General features: G+C 38.8%; 14 protein-coding genes. 10 read left to right on the top strand and 4 right to left on the bottom strand.

What is annotated here, in order from left to right:
* The first annotated feature begins 247 nt into the window (after positions 1-247).
* From FHR28_RS20155 to FHR28_RS20170, 4 genes are all read left to right on the top strand, one after another.
* Complete coding sequence (locus FHR28_RS20155) at positions 248-3,094, top strand: TonB-dependent receptor domain-containing protein (RefSeq protein ID WP_171527383.1); 2,847 nt, start codon at positions 248-250, stop codon at positions 3,092-3,094.
* Positions 3,095-3,557: 463 nt separating this feature from the next.
* Positions 3,558-4,769: a 2-octaprenyl-6-methoxyphenyl hydroxylase gene (gene ubiH / locus FHR28_RS20160; protein ID WP_034614245.1), complete on the top strand. Its 1,212-nt coding sequence runs from the start codon at positions 3,558-3,560 to the stop codon at positions 4,767-4,769.
* The gene (locus tag FHR28_RS20165; RefSeq protein WP_166783400.1) at positions 4,766-6,004 is read left to right on the top strand and encodes an FAD-dependent monooxygenase; all 1,239 of its coding nucleotides are present in this window, start codon (positions 4,766-4,768) and stop codon (positions 6,002-6,004) included. The genes ubiH and FHR28_RS20165 overlap by 4 nt, the downstream gene beginning before the upstream one ends.
* 175 nt (positions 6,005-6,179) lie before the next feature.
* Positions 6,180-6,431 carry a hypothetical protein gene (locus tag FHR28_RS20170; protein ID WP_004722066.1) on the top strand — a complete coding sequence of 84 codons (252 nt, stop codon included), beginning with the start codon at positions 6,180-6,182 and terminating at the stop codon, positions 6,429-6,431.
* Positions 6,432-6,814: 383 nt separating this feature from the next.
* Here FHR28_RS20170 and rsmI read toward each other — a convergent pair whose 3' ends face one another.
* A complete protein-coding gene (rsmI, locus tag FHR28_RS20175; protein WP_166783401.1) occupies positions 6,815-7,660 on the bottom strand; it encodes a 16S rRNA (cytidine(1402)-2'-O)-methyltransferase in 846 nt (281 codons plus the stop codon).
* 10 nt (positions 7,661-7,670) lie between these two features.
* Between rsmI and FHR28_RS20180 the strand changes: the two genes are divergently transcribed.
* The 4 genes from FHR28_RS20180 to FHR28_RS20195 all read left to right on the top strand — a co-directional run bounded on the left by FHR28_RS20180 (position 7,671) and on the right by FHR28_RS20195 (position 10,750).
* Complete coding sequence (locus tag FHR28_RS20180; protein WP_004722061.1) at positions 7,671-8,621, top strand: penicillin-binding protein activator; 951 nt, start codon at positions 7,671-7,673, stop codon at positions 8,619-8,621.
* 13 nt (positions 8,622-8,634) lie between these two features.
* A complete protein-coding gene (locus FHR28_RS20185; RefSeq protein WP_166783402.1) occupies positions 8,635-9,051 on the top strand; it encodes a YraN family protein in 417 nt (138 codons plus the stop codon).
* Positions 9,052-9,156: 105 nt separating this feature from the next.
* A complete protein-coding gene (locus FHR28_RS20190; protein WP_004722055.1) occupies positions 9,157-9,864 on the top strand; it encodes a BON domain-containing protein in 708 nt (235 codons plus the stop codon).
* The gene (locus tag FHR28_RS20195) at positions 9,848-10,750 is read left to right on the top strand and encodes an alpha/beta hydrolase (protein ID WP_004722054.1); all 903 of its coding nucleotides are present in this window, start codon (positions 9,848-9,850) and stop codon (positions 10,748-10,750) included. Before FHR28_RS20190 ends, FHR28_RS20195 begins: the two co-directional genes overlap by 17 nt.
* Positions 10,751-10,792: 42 nt before the next feature.
* Here the strand turns inward: FHR28_RS20195 and nudC are convergent, their stop codons facing one another.
* The 3 genes from nudC to dnaQ form a co-directional block, all read right to left on the bottom strand.
* Positions 10,793-11,551, bottom strand: coding sequence for an NAD(+) diphosphatase (gene nudC, locus FHR28_RS20200; protein ID WP_105714544.1), 759 nt, complete (start codon positions 11,549-11,551; stop codon positions 10,793-10,795).
* The gene (locus FHR28_RS20205; RefSeq protein ID WP_154130350.1) at positions 11,551-13,194 is read right to left on the bottom strand and encodes a chemotaxis protein; all 1,644 of its coding nucleotides are present in this window, start codon (positions 13,192-13,194) and stop codon (positions 11,551-11,553) included. Before FHR28_RS20205 ends, nudC begins: the two co-directional genes overlap by 1 nt.
* Before the next feature lie 127 nt (positions 13,195-13,321).
* Entirely contained in the window at positions 13,322-14,743 is a 1,422-nt protein-coding gene (dnaQ, locus tag FHR28_RS20210) for a DNA polymerase III subunit epsilon (protein WP_166783403.1), read from the bottom strand.
* 215 nt (positions 14,744-14,958) lie between these two features.
* Here dnaQ and FHR28_RS20215 point away from each other — a divergent pair, with 215 nt between their 5' ends.
* A complete protein-coding gene (locus tag FHR28_RS20215; RefSeq protein WP_166783404.1) occupies positions 14,959-18,237 on the top strand; it encodes a LysM peptidoglycan-binding domain-containing protein in 3,279 nt (1,092 codons plus the stop codon).
* 72 nt (positions 18,238-18,309) lie between these two features.
* Positions 18,310-20,160, top strand: coding sequence for an extracellular solute-binding protein (locus tag FHR28_RS20220; RefSeq protein ID WP_166783405.1), 1,851 nt, complete (start codon positions 18,310-18,312; stop codon positions 20,158-20,160).
* Positions 20,161-20,245 lie beyond the last annotated feature (85 nt).

Consider the following 20,245-nt stretch of genomic DNA (forward strand, 5'->3'; position numbering starts at 1 on the left):
TATATTTGCTTAAAAAGTTGTCAACGACATTTGTAAAAAAATACTGTCATAAAAAAAGAGAAAAAGAAATCTTTTGGTGAGAAGCTAGTTTATTGAATTCAATTAGATAAATAAAATAACAACATTAAAATTTAGAGTATCAATGGTGTGTTTTTATAAGCATAATTGCAAATGATAATTATTCTCATTGAATTCTGTATTTTAATGTGTATGCTTTGTAATGGTTACGTAATTTATAGAAAACTTTATGAAAACACATACTATCTCCATAATTTCTCCTATTTCTTTTAGAACGACACTTTACTTTTCGATAATGGGAATCATTTTTTCTCCTACCGCATCTGCTAAAGATGTAGAACAAAATACACTAGCATTACCAACAATTGCAGTAACAGCATCCGGAAAATCTAAAGAAAAACCAGTTGCTTATAAGTCGGGTAATATGGATATCCCTCGCACCGAGGATGATGTACAAGCCTATACTTTAATTGAGAGAGACGAACTTGAACGTTCTGGTGTAACGACAGTGACAGAAGCACTCACTAAGTTGCTTCCAATGGCAACTTCAACAAATAACACGGACTATTTTACTGCAACGTCTAGCCAAATTAATTTACGTGGTTTAGGTGCCAATCAAACATTGGTTTTAATTAATGGTCGTCGCAGTGCTGGTACAGGAAATCGAGGTACAGCAGAATCAACACAACAACCGAATTTAAATAATATTCCACTGGCAGCAATTGAACGAATAGAGATTCTACCGACTTCAGCAGCAGCCATTTATGGTAGTGGTGCAATTGGTGGGGTAATTAACGTGGTGTTGCGTAAGGATTATGTTGGTACAGATCTGGATTTACGATATGCCAATACTACAGATGATAAACAGCCAGTGAAGTCATTCAACTTTGTATCGGGCTTTGCTTTAGAAGAGGATCGTACCAATGTGATGCTTATGGTATCTAAAAAAAGTCAGGATGGGTTGTTGGATCGAGAGCGAGGCCACAAAGACAAACAACGCCAAAGTATTTTAAAAAATAATCCTAACGCGTTAATCGGTCCAAAAGAGAATCCACCAGCAGGAAACTTAACCAATATTCGCTCAAAAGATGGATCAGAGCTTATTCCTGGCAGCGGTTCTTCTACCGCTCATATTCCAAAGGGCTGGAATGGTGATATTAGCAAGTTAGGTAAAGGCTATGCACTAGGATTAGGCACAGGCGTGAGTAGATGGTCTGGAGATTCCCCAATTTTATATGATACAGATACTGAATCTGTTGCTATTTCAATAAATCGTGACTTTAGCGATCGTTTAAATCTCTTCCTTGAAGCTGGCTATGATCGCGAAAAAGGTTGGGGATATAATGATGCGCCACATGGTTTTGGTGTGGTCACTGTAAGTAAAGATAGTCCATACAATCCATTCGGTAAGGATGTTTTGGTGAATTACACTTTAAATAGGGACAGTTTTGGTGCTTGGTCTAAAGACACTTTTGAAACCACGCAGAAAAAAGCAGCGACTGGTTTTACCTTTGAATTAACCCCAAAGTGGCTATTATCCGCAGATTATTCTTGGAGTAAATCAGATATTCGTCAGCGTTATATTCGTAAGGGAAATGTGAATCCAAAATCAACGCAATGGAATAAAGACACTGCAAATAACTTAATTAATTTTCTTGAAGATTACACCACAAAGCCTACAGACATTATTCAAAAATATTGGCATTACACCAAAAATAACACACAGCAAACTTTAAACGATATGTCTATACGTGCCACTGGACCCGTCGCAACATGGTATGCAGGGGATATTCAATTGGCAACAGGAATTGAACATCGCCGCTATGAAAGTGAAGGCTTTGCTGATCACCAATATGTCGATAATCCATGGGTTAAACCGACCGAACGTAAAATACAGGGGTCAAGTGCGTATACAGAGTTTACCGTCCCTTTACTTTCGCCAGAATATAACTTTCGTTTTGCCAAATTACTTGAGATGCAGTTAGCAGCGCGCTATGAAGACTTTAAAGTATCAGCAAAAGTGCCGAAGTATGATCCTAAAGCTGATCCTGCAACAGGTTATAAGTCAAAGTTACTCGGTTATACCGACACAGGTACAGCTAAATTTGATGCAATTTCGCCAACGATTGGTTTTAAATTTGCACCAAATGATCAAATAATGTTGCGTGCTTCGTATAGTGAAGGCTTTGTGACGCCGACCATGAATCAGTTGGCATTACCAACGATTTCTGAAAATACCAGTACTACACTCAAAGACCCTGTTACAGGAAAAATATTGGGAAATGGCACAGATATTATTTCTGGTGGTAGTCCAAATATTACGCCAGAAAAATCAAAAAGTTATAATTTTGGCGTGGTATTAACCCCAGAGATGATTGAAAACTTACGTTTGTCGGTTGATTATTATCAGATTAAAAAAACTAATAATATTACGTCTGTAGGTGCGCAGTATATTCTAGATAACCAAGATACATACGGCAACCGCGTAAAACGTGATGCCAATGGCGATGTGACTTCAATTGATACGACTTCATTTAACGCATTAGGTTTAAAAACCAAAGGTATTGATACCAATCTCAGTTATGCTTTTGATAGTGCCGTTGGAAATACCTCGTTTAATTTAGGGTATACCTATGTAAGTGAGTTTAAACGGCAAGATTCAGTCGATACGTCTTTTGTCGATTTCTTAGCGATGGGAAGTAACAAAGATGATTATCCGCTTAAACATCGTGCCAATGCATCTATATACTTAAAGCCCAATGATATATGGGGATTTGGTTGGGCAGCGCAATACTATGGTTCGTATACAATCAAAGATGCGTTAGCAATTTTAAATCAAACAGGTAAAGACACTCAAACCTTAAAAATTAATGATCAAATTTATCATGATGTCTTTGCCAAAGCTAAATTGCCGCTTGCTAAATCCAATAAGCTTAATTCGGCAGAAGTGGGCTTTGGTATTCAGAATTTATTCAATGACTACACTGTGGATATGTCAAGCTCAAAAGGTTATCTCAGTAAATATAGCGATGTACGTGGTCGTCAATATTATCTAAATCTTAAGATGTCATTCTAATTCCACATTTAATCATGTGACTGTTATTGTTTCTGATTTTTTACTTTCTTGATCCTTACCAGACTGATTTGTGAGTTGGGTAGGGATTTTGTGCTATGGATAATCTATAAAAATTGAATGCTTGAATGTCGCGGGTTATTCAGTAAGCCCCATCAGTCTATTGAATTAAATGACACGCTTTTAAATAATTAAAATCGGATTTTTATCCATGTTCTATTCTTCATGCTTGTTATTTGTACAATCTTTTTAAGTTGCTATATCGGCCGAGCTAAATAACATGCTTAATTCTCGGAATGAAATTTTTAATTTTCATACTTATGTTAAAAATAGCGTATTGATTCAGTACAAATACAGCCAACAATTTCCTATTTCAATATAAAAATAACTTTGCTTGATGTAATATGAAATCAATCAAGATTATAAGTATTCAGTACGCTGAATCACATATAGAAAGGATAAAAGCATGCAACAAGAAGTCATCATCGTCGGCGGTGGAATGGTTGGGCTGAGCTTGGCTCTAATGTTGGCAAAAGCCAATATTGCGGTAAAGCTTTTAGAGGCTGTGAAATATCCAAATTATGATGATGCCAATCTTGCACCCTATCATTCCAGTTTTGATGCACGAAATACCGCGTTATCACGTCGTACCGTACAAATTTATCAAAAACTCGGTCTTTGGGATGCTTTGCAAGAACATGCAACTCCTATCCTCGAAGTGCATATCACTGAACAAGGCAGTTTTGGTAAAGCACGCTTAGTCGCAGATCAAGAAAAAGTCGAAAGTTTTGGGCAAGTGATTGAAAATGCATGGCTAGGCCGTGTACTACTGACTCAAGTTCGCCAGCAAGCTTTAATTGAATTGATTGATGGTGTACAAGTCACCTCACTAAAACAAGAGGGTGACTATGTATATGTTGAAGCCAATCGTGGTGAAGAATATACCCATTCACTTAAAGCCAAACTGTTGATTGCTGCAGACGGTCGTGATTCTTTCTGTCGCCAAGCTTTAGGTGTTGGGGTGGATGTACATGATTATGATCAGGTGGCAATTGTCACAACAGTACAAACCTCTAAACCACATCATCAAGTGGGCTTTGAACGCTTTAGCCATTTAGGTCCATTGGCATTGCTTCCACTGCCTGGGGAATGTCGTCGTTCAGTGGTTTGGCCAGTGAAAAAAGGCACAGAAGATGAATGGTTAGGTGATGAAAATGACCAGCATTTCCTCGATGCTTTACAGCAAACCTATGGTGATCGTGCAGGTAAATTCCAAAAAACTGGTAAACGTTTTAGCTTCCCATTGGCACAAGTGCTTGCTGAAAAACAAGCGGTGGGTCGGGTGATTTTGATGGGCAATGCCGCTCATACGATTCATCCTGTTGCTGGACAAGGTTTTAACTTGTGTATGCGTGATGCAGATGTCCTGATGCGTTATATTACAACGCAAATTGCGCAATCTGATGATATTGGTCAACCTGAGATGTTAAAGGCCTATGAACAATCTCGCTTAACTGATCAGCAACGTGTGATTAAATTCTGTGATTCTGTAGTGCGTGGATTTAGTAATCAAAACCCAGTGTTAAAATTATTGCGTAATACTGGCTTGGTAGCTTTTGATGTGATTCCGGGGATTAAGCCTTTGGTTGCCAATTATGCAATGGGATTAAAAGCATGACACAGCAAGATACGTTAGATGTGGTGATTGTTGGTGGTGGTCTGGTGGGTGGCTTAACCGCATTGCTTTTAGCACAGGGCGGTGTACAAGCCACAGTTTTAGATGCAGCCCCTATTTTAGATGCTGAAAAAACGCTAGCTGTTGCTAATCCACGGGTTTTAGCCTTGAGCCAAGCCACGATTCACTTGTTAAAAACAGTGAATGTGTGGGAAAAAATTGCTCGCCAAATGCCCTATACCGGTATGCAAGTCTGGAATAAAAATGGCTATGGCGAAATTAATTTTGGGCAAGCCTCAGAAAGCTTTCCTACAGCTGAGCAAAGCTTAGGTTCAATGGTTGAACCAAGTTTATTAAACCTTGCCATCCAACAGCAAATGTTGGAGCAACTGCAAGATTATCGTACTCAAGTTAAAGTTGTGCGAGTAGAGCAGGGTGTAGGTTGTTGGATCATTAAACTTGCAGATGGGACTGAGCTAAAGACCAAATTAGTGATTGGCGCAGATGGCGCAAACTCATTTGTTCGTGATCAAGCATTTATCGATCTTGATGTTTTAGATTATCAACAAGCCGGTTTGACATGTGCGATTCGTACCACACAACCGCACCAATATGTGGCTCGTCAGATTTTCCATCCGACTGGCCCATTGGCATTTTTACCGATGGCAAGTTTAAAGCCTGAGCAAGTTGAACACTGGATTTCAATCGTTTGGACCTTACCTGATGATTATGCAGAAGAATATGCGCGCTTAGATGATGCTGATTTTTGTGAATTACTGACACGTGAAAGTCATCATATGTTGGGCAAGATCATTGAAGCGACACCGCGGGCTCAATTTCCACTTAAGGCACGTGCAGCACAACGTTATGTAAAAGATGGGCTGGCTTTGATTGGTGATGCAGCGCATGTGATTCATCCTTTAGCAGGACAAGGCGTAAATATCGGGTGTTTAGATGCTGCTATTCTGTGTGATGTATTACTTAAAGATAAACAGCGTGGCGTATGGGCGCATGAACAAACCTTAAAGCGTTATGAACACCAACGCAAAGGGCAAAACGATGCCATGATGCATAGTATGTCGATGATTGGTTTTTTAGAAACTGCGGAAATATTTCCATTGGTTTGGGCGCGTAACTTTGGCTTCAAACAAGTTGAAAATATGCCATTTTTAAAAGATCAATTTATGGCACAAGCCAATGGGTTGGCAAATTTAAAAAGCACGCAATATGCCATTTAATTGGATTTCTGATATTTTTTAACCAATCATTTAAACAACATTACGAATTTGATGAAAAAAAACACGATTTTGTGTATCTAGATACTAGTCGAATGGCGAAGAGCTTGATACATTTCTCTGTAAAACATCACCATTTTTCGGATGGTACATTGACGTCATTGATGGGGAGTTAAAGATGACAGATACAAATGATTATGATGATAATTCAGAAGATCATGCAGTAGACGATGATGAAGCTAAAGCGGCTGAAAAAGGTGCTGCGGCAAGTGATTCGACAGTTTCAGATACAGATTTAGCTGAAGCTGAAACACTCACTGTGACAGCGAAAAAAAGACAGCGTGAAGCGTTGGAAGATGAAGTCGCTGCATTTTTAGCGCGTGGTGGGAGAATTACCGAAGTTCCACCTGATGAATCTGCTAAAGATTGATTTTAAAAGCACCGAAAGGTGCTTTTTTAAATTTGGTTGGGATGCTGTCTATTTTCTCTTTTAGATGATTAAAATCTAAATTCTGAATTGATCATTATTTGTGATTTTTCTCTTGAATTTTTAATCAAATAATCATTTTATTTTTATTGATCATTGCCAATTACTTTAAAAGTATGACGGAGTAAATCATCAGTAATGTTGTGCTTTTGATTATTTTTTTTCTGCATCAGCTTTTATACGTGCCAGATTGATCAGTGCGTGATTAAAAATTATTGTGTTTTAAAAATTAAGGCAGGTACAAAAGCGACCAGAGCAACCAGTCGCTTGTAGAAAAGCAGATTGAGAAATGCTTATACAGGCATTTCTCAACTCAAGAAATAAAATTATTGTTGATTAGTCAGCTCTAAAGCACGTTGATAGGCGATTTTCTTTTTGATGCCAGTTAGATCCGCAGCCAGTTGTGATGCTGCTTTGACTGATAAATCTTGTAATAAGCGATTTAAAAGTTGATCTAATTTCTCTTGTTCAACATCTTGATCTTTGGCATCTGGTGCACCACCAATAACTAAAACAATTTCACCTTTTTGCTGATTGCGATCATTTTCAATAAATGTCACCAACTCGCCCAAAGTCATCTTTTTAATCGTTTCAAATGTTTTGGTAATTTCACGTGCAAAACCAACAGGGCGATCTGCGCCAAAAACATCTGCCATATCTTTGACACTATCTAAAATACGATGAGGTGCTTCATAGATAATCATGGTTTGTGATTCATTTTTTAATTTTTCTAATTGAATCAATCGTTGCGATTGTTTCGACGATAAAAAGCCTTCGAAGCTAAAACGATCACTCGGTAAACCCACCGCACTTAGCGCAGCAATAGCAGCACATGCACCAGGCACAGGAATGACACGAATACCATTTTCCTGAGCAGCACGTACCAATTTAAAACCTGGGTCACTAATCAATGGTGTGCCTGCATCACTGACCAGAGCAATATTCTGACCGCTTTTTAATTTTTCGATAAGTATATCAATTTTGTTACTTTCATTGTGATCATGACACGCTGTGAGCGGAGTTGAGATATTATAGTGCTTTAATAATTGAGCAGATTGACGTGTATCTTCTGCCGCAATAACAGAAACAGACTTTAAAACTTCAATAGAACGAAAAGTCATATCATCTAAGTGCCCAATTGGGGTCGCTACGACGAATAATTGAGCACTCATAAAGGTCTCCATGAAGAATAAGTTAGTGTTGAACAGTATTAAAAGAGTGGTTGTGTTGGGAATGGTTGGATTTACAATCCAAGTTCACGCAGAAATTCTGGTTATATTACCTGAAACAGGCCCTATGTCGCGAGCGGGTTTGAGTATTAAACAAGGAATATTAAGTGCCGCGCAGGCCTCAAAGAATGAAATACCATTAAAATTTGTCGATTCAGATCAAAAGACCATCAAAGCCCTGTTAAAACAGCACGTCAATAAAAAGACTAAAATGATTATTGGGCCTTTGGCTCGTCCTGATGTTGAGGCTTTAATTAATTTGAAGCCTAAAGTACCTGTGTTGGCACTCAATGAAGTTTATCCTAGCGATAAAAGTGTTTGGCAATATAGCCTTTCTAAAAATGACGATGCATTGGCGCTGCTTGATTATATCCAGCATGATAAAGTCAGCAAACTCTATGTGGTGCGTGAAAAAGGAACGGAAGCGGAATCTATTAGCTTTTTAAATGCATTATTTGCCAATTATATGGGTGAAGTCGATCCTGTAGAGCATATGCCAAAGTCGATTTCGGATCGAGAGGGTATTTTACTGTTAGGTTCAAACCAATGGTTGACCAGTTTTCCCAAATTGCAGAAGAAAAAAATTTATACCCAAGCCATTGCTGTCGATGAAAAAAAGGCCTTGCCTAAAGGGATGAAATTCTGTGATGTTCCAGCCTTATACATTGCCGAATGGGATGATGTCGTCAAAGCTTATAAAGATAAACCGACCTCGTTACCGTATCAGCGTTTATATGCCTTTGGTGGAGATGCTTGGCATATTGCTGAACAATTTGTTTTGGATCCGAATGTAAAAAGCTTAACCTTTAATGGTCGCACGGGAAAAATTAAAATTGATGGAAATCGTGTTGAGCGTATTCCGCAATGTTTTGAACGCTCAAAAAATAATTTAGTGCCTTTGTGATGATAGGTTTCTGATGGCAAAAAATAATTTAGGACAATGGGCTGAGCAAGAAGCAGTGAAATTACTGCTTCAACATGGCTATGACATCATAAAATTGAATTATTTCTCGCGCTTTGGTGAAATAGATATTATTGCGCAGTCTAAACAAGAGTTAATTTTTGTTGAGGTGAAAGCAAGAACTCCAACACAGATGGGGCATGCTTTTGAAACGGTAAATCAATCAAAACAACAAAAAATGATTAAAACGGCGTTTAAGTTTTTACAAGAATATCCACAATATGAACAATATTATTGCCGTTTCGATGTGATTGGTTTTGATTTACATCATAAAATTGCAAAAAACGTACAGCAAGACCTCAGTAAAATCTCTTATGATCAATCTTGGATTGAAAATGCATTTACTTTAGATGCAGACTTGATTAATCTGTGACTGAAATTTATGTACGGTTATTTCAAAAATAAATATATTTTCCAGCATGTTAACGACGTTTAAATGGGTTGTTTAGCAGGCTGAAATTAATAGGAGTCTTGCTGAGTGTTAAAACGTATTGTCATCACCATGATGTGTGTAGCAAGTTTGTCTGGTTGCGCGAGTTTTATCTCTGGTGGTACTGGTTCTTCACCAGTGGGAACAGATAGTGGTGTTCGATCTTTAGGACAAGTGTTTATTGATTCTTCTATTGAGCGAACTGCGAAAATCAACTTGTATAAGTTGGATGCTCGATTTAAGCAATCTCGTGTCAATATTAATAGTTTTCATAGCAATGTCTTATTGACAGGGCAAGTGCCAGATGCGCATTTAAAGCAGTTGGCAGAAGATAATCTACGAGCAATGAGCGATGTAAAAGCAGTCCATAATTATCTGACTGTAGGAAATCAAATCGGTTATAGCACCATCATGCAAGATGCATCAGTTACTGTGAATACTCGTGGTTTAGTGATGAAAGCGCCTGTGGTTTCAGACAATAAAGTCTTGATCCATACAGAAGACGGCGTGTTGTATGTTTTAGGTCGTTTAAACAATGCTGAAATTGCAGATTTAAATGATGTTTTACAAAAAGTTGGAAATGTGACTAAAATTGTGACCTTGATTGATAATGTCGAACAAGCGAATAATTCAGTCCAACCTTCATCTTTCACAGCACCTGTGGTAAATAATGTACAACAACAACCTGATGTACAGACACCTGTTGCGATTGATCCTAATGCTACAGAGCCAAACAATAATGTTATTCAACAATAGGTTAAAGTTTTTAAAAGTTAGATTTGGAAAGCAGTTTGAACAACTAAAATCTCAATTTAAATCGCACTATCAAGATTTTCGTTTATACGATTTAGGCAGTATTACCATTAATGGCTTGACCCCTAAAAAGGGCTATTCCATTCAGCATAATATTGCCTATGGCTTAAAGGCGAGACAACGTTTAGATTTATATATTTCTAATAAAAAGCAACAGAATGCGCTGATTCTTTTTGTTCATGGTGGGGCATGGAGTCATGGCGATAAAAGTGCTTATAAATTTGTAGGCGAGGCCTTTAGCCGTTTTGGCTATAACGTGGCAGTGCTGAACTATCATTTGGCACCTGAGCATAAATTTCCAAGCTATATTGATGATCTTGCAGTTGCTTTGAATTATTTGGAACAACAACAAGCGCGTTTCGGTATTTCAATGGATAAAATTGCCTTGATGGGGCATTCAGCAGGTGCATTTAATATTGCGTCTTTGCTTTATCATCCTAAGCACTACCAACTGGCCATCAAACAAAATATTAAAGCTTTGATTGGAATTGCTGGACCTTATCATTTCGATTATAAAGGCGATGCTTTAGCCGAGAATGCGTTTGATCAAAGCATTCCTTATCAACAAGTAATGCCGTATTATTTTGTTGAAAAAAATGAGGTAAAGCATTATTTGTTCTTGGCAGAAAATGATCAAATCGTTAAAGCTAAAAACTCTTTAGATTTTAAACAGCAATTACTTGAACAAGGCAATCATTGTGAAATTTACACGATACCTAAAACTGGTCATATTTCAATTATGGGCAGTGTTTCAAGTTTATTTAGTCGATTCTATAAAACCCGGCCTGAAATTATTAAGGTTTTAAATGAAGCAATGAAAAATGCCTAGCAATCGCTAGGCATTTTTGATTTGAACATGTCTCAATCAAAATCAGTCTTTATGCATCGGTTTATTGTGAATTACATGTTCAATCATGGCATGGGCGATACTGCCACTAAAAGGCGTTTCGGGTAACTGATCAAATTTAAAGAACTGAGCCTCACTAATTTCTTCTTCTTGCAAGACGATTTCACCAGATTCATATTCTGCCTTAAAGGCCAGCATAAGATTACTTGGAAAAGGCCAAGGTTGGCTGGATAAATATTGGACATTTTTGACATGTAGGCCAACTTCTTCCAACGTTTCTCTTTTGACTGCTTCTTCCAGTGTTTCACCGACTTCAACAAAACCCGCAATAAGGCCATACATCTTGCTTTTATTCTTGGCATTTTTTGCCAATAGAATTTCGTTATCGCCACGAGTAATCACGGTGATAATACACGGTTGTACACGCGGGTATTGATGATAACGACAGCTAGGGCAGACCATGGCATATTCAGTTGGGTGAACCTCGGTTTCGTGTCCACAGTGGCTACAAAACTTATGGTTTCTTCGCCACTCTAGCAACTGTACTGCACGACTGGCTTGTTCAAACTCAGATTTGGTCCATTGTGAAATCAATTGACGAATCGGGATGAGTTGATATCCCTCTGGAATTTGATCTTCGATAAAAAGATCTCGGGCAATAATCTGATCACCCGAGTTAAAGCTGATATCACTTGCTAACTTTTCAACTTTAGGTAGTTGTAAATTTTCATCCACTAAAAGTTGTTGATGGTGAAAGATATATGCAAGTGATAATTCTGACATTAGGCTACCGATTTTAAATTTTGACTACTTGTTAATGCTACATCAAACATGGCTTGTAAAACAGGTTGTTTGTTTTGTAGATTTTCAATCATCATGTCTGCACTGGCTAAAACATCAAGCAGTTTATTGACTTGTGCAAGGTTAAACACGTGCTCTTTGTTAAGACCCGTTTGAATAAACTCCGCAGAGAGTAACAATGCTTTTTGACCATCTTTTGCCGCAAGGAACAACAGTGCACCACCAATTTCACTTAATTGTGATGGAAGTTGGTCTAAACTTGTGCTTGGAGGATCTTGTAAATATTGCACCAATGTTTGTGAGCTTAAATCAACCAGCGCTTTGGTCTCAGTCAATAATGCTGCATGTGCTTCATCTAGACGATCTAATGAAATCTGCAAGTTATTCACTTTTAACTGTAAACGACTCGATGTGTAATTACGCTCTAAGATACCAATCGAATTCATCGCTGATAAAATACTGTTCATCAACTGTTGCGCATAATTTTCATCTTTGAGCATGTTGTCTTGAGACAGTAGGTCAGCCTGTTGTTTCAGTCCGCTATAGGCTTCATTGAGATTCAAGACTTTAAATACATGCGCAAGATCAGTCAGTTTGCTTTTCAATTCTTGCGTTTTTTCATCACTCATATTTTTGTAGTTAAACTCAATATCATTACGGATTTGCGACATTTCATCTGTAATCAGTTGGCTCACACTATGAATGGTTTCAAAATCAGGGCCATATAAATGGCGGCTGAATATTTGTAATTGTGTGTCAGTCAGAATATCTTCGCCAACATTAATCTGTTCACGGATGTGTTGTGATATTTCATCTTCTTGGCTGATACAAATACTTAGGATATTGGCAGTATCTAATAAAGATGGTTTGAATCCGCTTAGATCTTTAAAGAATAAAGACATATTGGTTTCAATACTGATTAACGTTCTGAGGCGTGTGTCATTGAGAATGATGTTTTCAATGTGATTTAAAGCAACTGCAGCCAAAGCCCAATATTGTTCACTTTCTTGGCCTTTGGCTGCATTTGCCAAATAAGACCCAACCAGCTTGATACCTTGTAAATCTAAATCTGTTTCTTGCTGTTTGAGCAGTTTATGTAGGCATAATTTATAAAGTTTATGTACATACACTGAATGCTCTAACTCAGGTGATTGTGGCAAGTTAAAATTCGGTGTTACACAGTCAAGCAGAGGAATAATTGCTTGGCCTTCTGGTGTCAGCTCTAGACCTAAAGAAAGTTCTAAGCGATTTAAGGTGTCATGTAAGAATTGTGGCGCTCTGACTTCACGAAGGCAAATAAACTCAATATAGCGTTTGAGCATGGTGGTGCCTTCACTCAAAGCGATCACTTCTTGGGTATTGATCTCACGCGGGTTTTGCATCACTTTACGCATCACCGCCGCAGAGAGTTGCGCAATTTTAGCAACATGCGGCATATCGATGAGCATCAGCACATTTACACATTGTTCAAATTGAAGCAAAGCATCATCAATACCGAAGGGTAAAGTTTGGTCTTCAACTAAACTACTGACAGCAGATTCTACCTGTAAAATTGAATTATCGACTTCTTTTTTAATAATAAGTAATGCTGTCGGATCAAAATGTATAGAGGTTTGGTAAGACATTGATCTGCACCTATCCTGGGTATCTGAATGTTTTATTTCATAGCCTCAAAATGAGGCTAATTTTCTAAGTTTTAATATAGCCGAAGAAGACCATCTTTACAGAAAAAATAGCCATCAATTTCAAATTTTATTTTGCAAAAATGCAGGCTTCCCCATGTTTTTCTTGAAATTGTTTGACCCAGTTCTCATGCGCATCTAATTCTTCATCTGAAGGTAAAATGATTGGGGCATTGATTTCAATTTTTTTCCGAGTTGTATTTCTTTGCGCCTGATCAGTATGTGCAGAAAGAGCATCCATGTCAAAGGATACTTGACCGCCTGTCATGGCGAGATAAACGTCAGATAAAATTTCAGCATCGAGTAAGGCACCATGGAAAGTACGATCTCGTTGCGGAATTTCATAACGGCGAACTAAGGCATCCAAAGAGTTCTTTTGCCCAGGATGTTTGCTTTTCGCCATTGCCAAAGTATCAGTTACTTCACATACTTCTGAGAGTGCCTGTAGACCACTGCGCTTGAACTCCATATCTAAGAAGTTCATATCGAAGCTTGCATTATGCGCAATAATTTCACTGCCTTTTAAGTAGTCAAATAAAACTTGCGCAATTTCGTTATATTTTGGCTTATCTTTTAAAAACTCATCGGTAATACCATGGATGGCTTCTGAATCGCCAACTGGTTTTTCTGGATTAATATAGATATGAATCGAACTGCCAGTCAGTTTACGATTGACCATTTCAATTGCGCCAACTTCAACAATTCGGTCACTGTCCTGATAATAGAAACCAGTGGTCTCGGTATCCAGAATAAACTGTTTAGGGCCATGTAACTGGACCGTCGCAGGTGTAATCACAATTTGTGGATGAATATCTCGCATTGCGGGTTGGCTCATTGCTGGCTCATCATTTTCATTGATATCTTGGTTAGATGGTTCTTCCATCTCAATTTCATGAGCTGGCATGACATCCTGCTGAGGGCTAATTTCTGATTCTATCATTTCATTTGATTCAATCAGGTCAAATCCAAAGGGATCGTCAAGCAGCCAGTCTTTTTCATGTTTTTTTTTATCATCAGCCACTGCCAAGGGTTCAGTCAATTTGGTTGGCGCAGTGGTGTTTTTTTTTGCGTCGAGTATTTGCTGAGTACCTAAATTCGCCAATTGATCTGCCATTTCATTGCCTGCATGTCCAGCATGACCTTTAATCCAGTTCCATTCAATTTCGCGACCTTGGCAGGTTTGATCGAGTTTTTTCCAAAGATCTGGGTTTTTTACATCTTTCCAGTTTTTCTTTTTCCACCCTTCAATCCATTCGGTAATGCCACGTTTTACATAGTTGGAATCGGTCCAAAGCACTAATTTTGCTTCGGTTGGGCAAAATGCGATCCCTTCAATGGCTGCGGTAAGTTCCATGCGGTTATTGGTTGTATCAAGTTCACCACCACACAACTTATGCTCTTCTGTTTCAGTGATGATATAAGCGCCCCAGCCACCAGGACCTGGGTTGCCTTTACAAGCACCATCGACATAAAGTGTGATTGTTTGTGACATAGTAATAACCAATGAAAGTGAATTAAGAGTTGAACATCGTGGTTTAAGAATTTATTGTATACGCAAATCGGCGTTTTCTACGCATGAACTGAGATTTTTTTAATTTCTTGTAACATTTGTATGCAATTCGCATTCAAAATTTGCCTTGTAAGCGCGTTTAGCTCTACTAAAATGGCAATGATAAAATAATTTACTAAATGTTGTTCGGAACTCTTATGTTTAAACCTACCACAATGCTGTGGCAACCTACTGCGACTGTTTTCTTTAAATTATCCTTATTAACATCTGCATTCGCAGCATTAGGGTTGACTGCAGGGTGTTCTTCGACGTCGACAACATCAAAAGTTCAAACATCAAAGTCAGCAGGCATGTTAGATGCCAGCAGTCTGGATTCTCTAGAAGATCTACTTTCTGCAACTGATATACGTGCGGTAGAGGGCGATCGTCTATTGATTTTAAAACATGGTGACGTATGGAAGCGGATGTCAGTCGGTTTTAAAATGGATGAAAACCATTGGGATCCTCGTATCGATGCACAACGGAGCTGGTTTGTTTCCCGCCAACCTTATATTGACCGTCTAAGTGCCCGTGCGTCACGCTATCTTTACCATACCGTGAAAGAAGCTGAACGTCGTGGTTTACCTACTGAATTAGCACTGTTGCCAATTATTGAAAGTTCTTATGACCCAGCAGCAACCAGTAGTGCCGCTGCAGCAGGGATGTGGCAATTTATCCCAAGTACAGGGAAAATTTATGGTTTAAGACAAACCAGTTTATACGACGGGCGTCGTGATGTAGTTGAATCAACACGTGCCGCTTATGAATTTTTAGGCAGTTTATATAATCAATTCGGTTCTTGGGAGTTGGCTTTGGCTGCCTATAACGCAGGTCCAGGGCGTATTCAGCAAGCGATTAACCGTAACCAAGCTGCGGGCTTACCAACAGACTATTGGTCATTGCGTTTACCTCAAGAAACCATGAACTATGTACCACGCTTTTTAGCCGTGGCGCAGATTATTAAAAGCCCATCTAAATATGGGGTGAGCTTACCGCCGATTGCCAATCGTCCGCACTTTAGAGAAGTTGCAGTTCCACCGGGCGTACAACTCAATCAAATTGCTTCAATTACCAATTTAAGTCGTGCTGAATTATATGCTTTAAACCCAGGTCATCGTGGTGAATTTGTTGATCCATCGAGTACTTTACGTATTTTGATTCCTGCGGATCTTAGTCCAACCATCGATGCAAAACTAAGAGCGTTAAAACCAGGTTCTGATAGCGGTTTATGGGCAAGCAATACTGCGCCAACCACAGCTACACGGACTTTAACGCCTACAGCAGTCACCTCAACAGTGACTCAATCGATTACTCCAAGTAAAGCGACGCCACCTGCTTTAACAACAGCAAAAACCACCACGACAACCACAGGTTCATTGAGTACGCTCAAAAATACACCACAAGGCTCGGATGCATTAGCGCAATTTGCTGCCAATGCTGATATTCCAAGTGCGCCACGTATTCCTGTTGCTGTGACCAATGCAGCCAATGTGAAACCTGTTGCCGCAGAGCCGCCAATTTCTGCACGTGAAAAAGCACAAATTCTTGCCGCAGTAAAAGCTGAAGGTGAAAAGGAAACGGTTAAACAAGTTTTAGAACCTCAAGCCACTCAAGCTGAAAAAGAAGAAGTGGTTAAAGAGATTAAGGCGATTGCACCACAAGGGACAGAAGTGCTTGACCCGTATGATGGTAAAATTAAGCTGACTGCAATTCAAACCAGTCAATCTGTTGCAGAGGTTCAAGGTAAAGAAAATACGGTTGGATTCTCATATCCTAAAGGTTTAGCAGATACCACACCTGCAAACTCAGAAGAAGCCAAACTGAATCAAGATAAGAACTTTAAGAAAACCGAAACTGAAGTTGTGGTTGAACCACCAAGAGGTAAACGCAGTACTTATACCGTTTTGGCAGGGGATACTTTAGCAACGATCGCTTTAAAGAATGGCGTAAATTGGCGCGATATTGCCAAATGGAACCAAGTTGATCCAAACGGAACTTTATTTGTTGGGGCGACTTTGTATTTATATGATGCCAAACCACAAATTGATACACCTGTGGTTTCTCGCAAAACCACGGATTCAGCTCCAGCCAATTATGTGGTTAAACCAAATGACAGTTTAACCAGTGTGGCAAATCAGTTTGATTTATCTGTTTCACAATTGGCAAATTATAATAATCTGAATACCAACAGTAATTTATTTGTCGGTCAGAAATTAAAGCTTAAAGATGCTTCAGATGATAAATTATCTGAAATCAATAAAGCAGTGGTTCGTGCGGATACCTCTAAGCCTGTTGCAAAAATCAAGACTAAGGCTTATGCAGTTAAACGTGGCGAATATCTTAAAGTGATTGCCGATCGTTATGCTTTATCTGTACATGAACTCGCTGATTTGACTCCAGGTCTAGATACCTCAAGTAGCTTATTTGTGGGGCAAAAGATCAATGTGCCACTCAGTGAAGTCAATGAGCCAGAAGCTAAACTTGACTCTAAAGTGATTGATCAAAGTAAGTTTAAGAATGTAAAAGCTGAAACAACCTATAAAACTGAGAACTATAAAGTTCAAAGTGGCGATAGTTTATCCAGTATTGCGGTTCAGTCTAAATTAAGCTTGGCAGAATTAGCTGAGTTAAACAAAATTTCGACATCTAAAAACTTGCTTGTGGGTCAAATCATTAAGATCCCTGCTGGAACAACAACACCAGAAACCTATACTGTGCAATCTGGGGATAGCCTAATTGCGCTGGCAAATAAGTATAATTTGCAAGTTAACCAAATTGCCGATTTAAATGGTTTAAAAAGTACATCTGGTTTGTTTGTTGGGCAGAAATTGAAGTTGACTGGCACGCCTGAAACTAGCAGTAAAGAGAAAGCACAAGCGAGAAATGAGTCGAAATCAGAAGGCTCTAGTAAAGATATCCATGTGGTCAAATCAGGTGAAACACTGGCAAGCGTTGCAAAAAAATATAAACTGCAATTGTCTTATTTAAGTGAATTAAATGGTTTGTCGCGTAATCAGGCTTTGGATATTGGACAACGCTTAAAGCTTGATGGGGAATTACCCAGTAAATCCACGCTATCTAAAGAAAAAGAAGACCTAAAGGCGACTGCGAAAGCAACAGCTAAAGCTTCGAGTAAGAATACTGAAAGCTATGCGGTGAAGTCTGGTGAGTCGTTAAATGCGATTGCAAATCGTGTTGGTATGTCAGTTCAAGAACTGGCTGAATTGAATGATCTGAGCCCACGTGCGGGTTTACAACGTGGACAATCTATTCGTATTCCTAAAACAGTGACTGAATACAAAGTGAAAAGCGGTGATTCATTGATTCGTTTAGCCAGCAAGTTTGGGATTGATACCAGTGCACTTGCTGAGATGAATGAAATAAAACCAAACGCTTCATTACGCATTGGCAGCATTATTAAAGTTCCGAATCTTTAAGCGCCATTTTATTGGAACGACGTTTAAAGCTTAACCTTTCAAAAACTTTTTTGAATAAAGGAAAATAGGGGAATGCGCCTAAGTTTTGCATGTGTCAGCCCGATCGGGCTGGCATTGGGATTATGTGTTGCAACTATAAATGTTGATGCTGCTCTACAGACAACAGCATATATTGCTGTACATAATGCTCCACTATATGTCAAAGCTCGGGCGATGCCTTATGCCAATAGCAATGCACCCAAAGGCGGCTATATCAGTACAGCGAGTATAGGCACCTTTGATAATCTCAATAGTATGAATGGCAAAGGCAGTTCAACTGAAGGGATTAATTATCTATTTGATAGCTTAATGGATAGCTCACTGGATGAGCCAGGTGTGTTATATCCACTTCTCGCTGAAAAAGTCACTTATGATCCTGTTAAAACCAAATTTGTTATTTTCCATTTAAATCCTAAAGCTCGTTTTAGTGATGGTTCACCCGTCACGGCTGAGGATGTTAAATTTAGTTTTGATACCATTCAGAGCAAAGCCAATTTAGGCTTTCAAATGTATCTGTCTGATTTAGCCAAGACTGAGGTATTGTCTAAATACCAAGTGAAAATGACATTTAAATCAGACCACAATGCAGACATGCCCTTTATTTTGGCAAAAATTGCGATTTATTCAAAAGCAGATTGGAAAAATAAAGACTATAGCAAAGTGACCTTGCAGCCGATTTTAGGATCGGGGCCTTATCTGATTGAGCGGATTGATTCTGGGCGCAGTATTAGCTATAAGCGCAATCCAAATTATTGGGCAAAGGACTTAGCCATCAATCGTGGTCGTTATAACTTTGATCACATGAAATATGTTTATTATCGAAGCCCTGAAATCGCTTTTGAAGGGTTTAAATCTGGACAATATCGCTTTTATCAAGAAAAAAATGCCCGTAACTGGGTCACCGAATATAATTTCCCTGCGGTAAAACAAGGTTTGGTGAAAAAGTATATTTCTAAGATTGAAACACCAGCACTCACGCAAAGTTTGGTTTTTAATACCCGAAAGGCGCCATTCAATGATCTCAATTTTCGCCAAGCATTGACCTATGCTTATGATTTTGAATGGATCAACAAAGCATTGTTATATGGTCAAAATATTCGCTTGCAAAGCCACTTTCAAAACAGTGAGCTTGCTGCGACTGGAAAACCAAGCGCGAAAGAACTTGAAATTTTAACACCTTATTTAAAGCAATTGCCCGCATTACAACGCCAAGGTGTATTGGCAGATTGGAAATACCCAGTTTCAGATGCCAGTGGTTTTAACCGACAAAATTTATTGATTGCACGTTCGATGCTATTAAAGGCGGGTTATCGTTTTCACAATGGACAATTGGTGGATAGACAAGGTCGTCCCATTCAAATTGAATTTCTGATTCATCAAGATGGCGTGCTACGGACTTTGCTGCCATATATTCGTAACTTAAAAAAACTTGGGATTCAGGCAAATATTCGTCAAGTCGATTTACCGCAATATACAGAGCGTATGCGCCGTTTAGATTTTCAGATGACCGCTATTGATATGCCGCAATCATTAACACCGGGTACTGAACAGGCACAGATGTGGGGCAGTAAGGCTGCCGACGAAGTGGGCAATTACAATTATGCAGGTGTTAAAAGCCCAGTAGTCGATCAGCTGATTCAACAGATTATTTATGCACCGAACCGTGAACAATTGGTGCTTCGTACCCGAGCACTGGATCGGGTATTACGTGCAGGCTATTATCAAATTCTGACTTATGGCAATGATAAAAACTGGTATGCTTATTGGAATATGTATCAGCAACCCAAAGTTAAACCAAAATTATCCCTCGGTTTAGAGTATTGGTGGGCAGATGCAGATCAAGCGAAAAAAGTAGAGCAATATTTAAAAAATCGAGCATTTTAAAAAGCATAATTTCAAATCTTCATGGTTAAAACATCAATGGCTCAACGTGAGTGATGTTTAAATTGACATATTTACCCTCATGAGG

Origin of the sequence: Acinetobacter sp. BIGb0196 (assembly GCF_011759595.1) — a bacterium.
Taxonomy (GTDB): Bacteria; Pseudomonadota; Gammaproteobacteria; order Pseudomonadales; family Moraxellaceae; genus Acinetobacter; species Acinetobacter guillouiae.

Bases quoted from the DNA above. Each gene is read 5' to 3' on its own strand.
- FHR28_RS20155 (WP_171527383.1), top strand. From the start codon at position 248: ATGAAAACACATACTATCTCCATAATTTCTCCTATTTCTTTTAGAACG.
- ubiH (WP_034614245.1), top strand. From the start codon at position 3,558: ATGCAACAAGAAGTCATCATCGTCGGCGGTGGAATGGTTGGGCTGAGC.
- FHR28_RS20165 (WP_166783400.1), top strand. From the start codon at position 4,766: ATGACACAGCAAGATACGTTAGATGTGGTGATTGTTGGTGGTGGTCTG.
- FHR28_RS20170 (WP_004722066.1), top strand. From the start codon at position 6,180: ATGACAGATACAAATGATTATGATGATAATTCAGAAGATCATGCAGTA.
- rsmI (WP_166783401.1), bottom strand. From the start codon at position 7,660: ATGAGTGCTCAATTATTCGTCGTAGCGACCCCAATTGGGCACTTAGAT.
- FHR28_RS20180 (WP_004722061.1), top strand. From the start codon at position 7,671: ATGAAGAATAAGTTAGTGTTGAACAGTATTAAAAGAGTGGTTGTGTTG.
- FHR28_RS20185 (WP_166783402.1), top strand. From the start codon at position 8,635: ATGGCAAAAAATAATTTAGGACAATGGGCTGAGCAAGAAGCAGTGAAA.
- FHR28_RS20195 (WP_004722054.1), top strand. From the start codon at position 9,848: ATGTTATTCAACAATAGGTTAAAGTTTTTAAAAGTTAGATTTGGAAAG.
- nudC (WP_105714544.1), bottom strand. From the start codon at position 11,551: ATGTCAGAATTATCACTTGCATATATCTTTCACCATCAACAACTTTTA.
- FHR28_RS20205 (WP_154130350.1), bottom strand. From the start codon at position 13,194: ATGTCTTACCAAACCTCTATACATTTTGATCCGACAGCATTACTTATT.
- dnaQ (WP_166783403.1), bottom strand. From the start codon at position 14,743: ATGTCACAAACAATCACACTTTATGTCGATGGTGCTTGTAAAGGCAAC.
- FHR28_RS20215 (WP_166783404.1), top strand. From the start codon at position 14,959: ATGTTTAAACCTACCACAATGCTGTGGCAACCTACTGCGACTGTTTTC.
- FHR28_RS20220 (WP_166783405.1), top strand. From the start codon at position 18,310: ATGCGCCTAAGTTTTGCATGTGTCAGCCCGATCGGGCTGGCATTGGGA.